This is a genomic window from Kitasatospora sp. NPDC001539 (assembly GCF_040298565.1).
Classification (GTDB): domain Bacteria; phylum Actinomycetota; class Actinomycetes; order Streptomycetales; family Streptomycetaceae; genus Kitasatospora.
The window spans coordinates 1-2805 of record NZ_JBEPAK010000436.1 but is presented as its reverse complement, the minus strand read 5'-3'; the positions used below and the strand labels follow the sequence as shown (position 1 = coordinate 2805).

General features: G+C 71.3%; 3 protein-coding genes. 1 reads left to right on the top strand and 2 read right to left on the bottom strand.

Translation table 11 applies throughout. The features are described 5' to 3' along the window. Positions 1–61: 61 nt before the first annotated feature. Positions 62–601, bottom strand: coding sequence for an ATP-binding protein (locus ABT247_RS32960; RefSeq protein ID WP_350750201.1), 540 nt, complete (start codon positions 599–601; stop codon positions 62–64). Between the two features lie 418 nt (positions 602–1019). Here ABT247_RS32960 and ABT247_RS32955 point away from each other — a divergent pair, with 418 nt between their 5' ends. Beyond that, positions 1020–1886 carry a Sco1979 family transcriptional regulator gene (locus ABT247_RS32955; protein ID WP_218199978.1) on the top strand — a complete coding sequence of 289 codons (867 nt, stop codon included), beginning with the start codon at positions 1020–1022 and terminating at the stop codon, positions 1884–1886. A 129-nt stretch (positions 1887–2015) separates the two neighbouring features. Here ABT247_RS32955 and ABT247_RS32950 read toward each other — a convergent pair whose 3' ends face one another. After that, on the bottom strand, positions 2016–2582 hold the full coding sequence (locus ABT247_RS32950) for a TetR/AcrR family transcriptional regulator (RefSeq protein ID WP_350750199.1): 567 nt from the start codon (positions 2580–2582) through the stop codon (positions 2016–2018). Positions 2583–2805: the final 223 nt, after the last annotated feature.

Sequence of the window (2805 nt, the reverse complement as noted above, 5' to 3'; positions counted from 1 at the left end):
ACGCACCCCAACGCCGCCCCGCCCGCCCTTCGGGCGGACGACGGGGGTTTGAAGACGGGCCCTAGGCCGAACGCCGGTGCCGTCCACCGACTTCGACCTGTCCGTCGAACCCGGCGCCGGTGGCCGGCGCGGCCTCGAACACGGCCCAGACCACCTTGCCGCTGCCCAGCGGGTGCCAGCCCCAGGAGTGGCTGAACGACTCCACCAGGTGCAGCCCGCGGCCGGACTCCGCGACGAAGTCCGCTTCCCTGGCGACCGGTCCGGTGCTGCTCGGGTCGCTCACCGCGCAGACCACCTGGAGTGCGCGGTGCACCAGGCTTATTCGGATCGGAAGCCGCCCGTCCGGGGCCTGCTGTGTGGGAAAGTCGAACTCGCCCCGGGCACAGCCCGACGCGTCGGGTCGCGCGCCGATCGCGTGCCGGAGCGCGTTGGTCACGAGTTCCGAGGCCACCAGCGCGACATCGTCGAACAGCTCCGTCAGGCTCCAGCGCTGGAGGGCGCTCCGGGTGAAGTCGCGTGCGGTTCTGACGGACTCGAAGCGAGGAGCGAGCGTGCAGGTGACCACGTGGGGGTCAACTGCCAAAGCCGTACCGGTGCTCATGAAGAGCTCCTCCCATAAGGGGGCGGACACGGCTGGACCCGCCGGGGTCATGCCGGTCACCTCCGACTCGCTCGGCCGCTCGGCCGCCCCCTCGACCAGGCGCCCGCGCACTCGAACGCCCGACGGCGAGGGGGACGCCGCCGGGTCGGTGCACGGAGTCGCGCGTGGGGTCGACGCGGAGCCCGCGGGATTGCCAGGGATGTGCAGGTGCACGTGCACCATGGTGGTCTGCGCTCACTGCAGATGCAAGAGTCGATTCACGTGCAGTCGCACAATTGGCATATGCAAGCGCCGGATGCACGTGCATCCTGGTGTGCGGAGTGCGGAACTGATAGGAACATCCGTCAGTATCGGCACCGTGAGCGCTCAACTGATGGCAGACTGTGCGCTGTTTGCCCTAGGTGGAGGTTTCGACCGCATGACCACAGTTCAGCCGGGCGGCGGCTCGATGGTCCGCCGGATCCTCCTCGGCTCGCAGTTGCGTCGCCTGCGCGAGGCGCGCGGCATCACCCGCGAGGACGCGGGCTACGCGATCCGCGCCTCCGAGTCCAAGATCAGCCGCATGGAACTGGGCCGCGTCAGCTTCAAGGAGCGCGACGTCGCCGACCTGCTCAGCCTCTACGGCGTGGACGACGGCCTGGAGCGGGAGGCCCTGCTCGGCCTGGTCCGCGAGGCCAACAAGTCCGGCTGGTGGCACAGCTTCAACGACGTGCTCCCGGGCTGGTTCCAGACCTACGTCGGCCTCGAGGAGGCGGCCCAGCTGATCCGCACCTACGAGGTGCAGTTCATCCCCGGACTGCTGCAGTCCGAGGAGTACGCGCGGGCGGTTTTCGGCCAGAGTCGGCCGGTCATCAGCGAGGAGGAGGTCGAGCGCCGGGTCAGCCTCCGCCTGCGCCGCCAGAAGCTGCTGACCGAGGGCGCCAGCCCGCGCCTGTGGGCGGTGATCGACGAGGCGGCGCTGCGCCGGCCGGTCGGCGGGCCCAAGGTGATGCGCGGTCAGGTGCAGTACCTGATCGACGTCGCCGAGCAGGCCAACGTGGTGATCCAGGTCATGCCGTTCCGCTTCGGCGCGCACGCCGGGGAGTCCGGTGCGTTCACCATCCTGCGCTTCCCGGAGCAGGACCTCGCCGACGTGGTCTACCTGGAGCAGCTCACCAGTGCGCTCTACCTGGACAAGCGCGACGACGTCGACGCCTACATCCAGGTCATGGAGCGGCTCTGCGTGGACAGCCTGACGCCCGAGCGCACCATAGACCTGCTGGCCTCGATCCTGAAGGAGCGCTGAGCCCCCGGCTCGGCAAGGGCCCCGGAGCCCGGCCCCGGTCGGCCGTCCTCGGCTCCCGGTCCGCGGCCCGGCCCCCGGCCGGACGCCGGCGGCACGTTCAGGGCCCTCCGCAACCGCCGTCCCCCGCCGTCAGCCGCGGGCGGGCGGCCGTTCGTGTTCCGGCGGCAACGGCTGAGGGGGGCGGCCCAGTCCCCAGGCGAGGTCGTAGCGGCGGAACAGGTCGGCCCGGATCGGCGCCAGCGGGACCTCCGCGCCCGGCAGCAGCACACCGATGCAGCCGCCCATCAGCGCGCTGCGCAGCACCGCGTGCTCGGCCGCCGGATCCGGCGCGCCCCAGTCCTGCAGCAGGCCCTGGAGGATCGCGCCGAGCCGCTGTTGTTCGGGGTCCTGGACGAAGGCGCCGGTGTCCGGGTCGAGGATCAGCGCCAGGTGCGCGCGCATGACCCGGGGGTGGTCGAGTGCCAGCCCGAGCACGGCGTCGATGGCACGGGCCAGCCGGTCCTCGGGCGAGGCCCCGGGCGGAAGTTCGGCCAGCGCGCCGGAGAGCGCCTGGTGCATCAGCCGGTGCGTCGCGGACTGCATCAGCAGCCGTTTGCCGTCGAAGTAGTACGAGAGCAGGCCGCGGGCGAGTCCGGCGCGCTCGGCGATGTCGGTCAGCGTGGTGCCCGCGTAGCCGCGCTGGTCAACGAGTTCCACGGTGGCCCGCATGATGCGTCGGCGCGAGCGTTGCCGCATCTCCTCATTGACCGAATCCCCACGAGGTGCCATCGTGTCAGCTCCGAACGTTCATTGGCTCCGAGCCAATATACTTGCGGAGCCGGCGACCGCGCCGGGCCGCGGGCGGTGTGGCGTCGGTCCGGTCGACGCCGGGGTAGGCGGTGGTGGTCGTGGTCTGTGTGACGCCGTAGGCGACGAACTG

Bases quoted from the DNA above. Each gene is read 5' to 3' on its own strand.
- ABT247_RS32960 (WP_350750201.1), bottom strand. From the start codon at position 601: ATGAGCACCGGTACGGCTTTGGCAGTTGACCCCCACGTGGTCACCTGC.
- ABT247_RS32955 (WP_218199978.1), top strand. From the start codon at position 1,020: ATGACCACAGTTCAGCCGGGCGGCGGCTCGATGGTCCGCCGGATCCTC.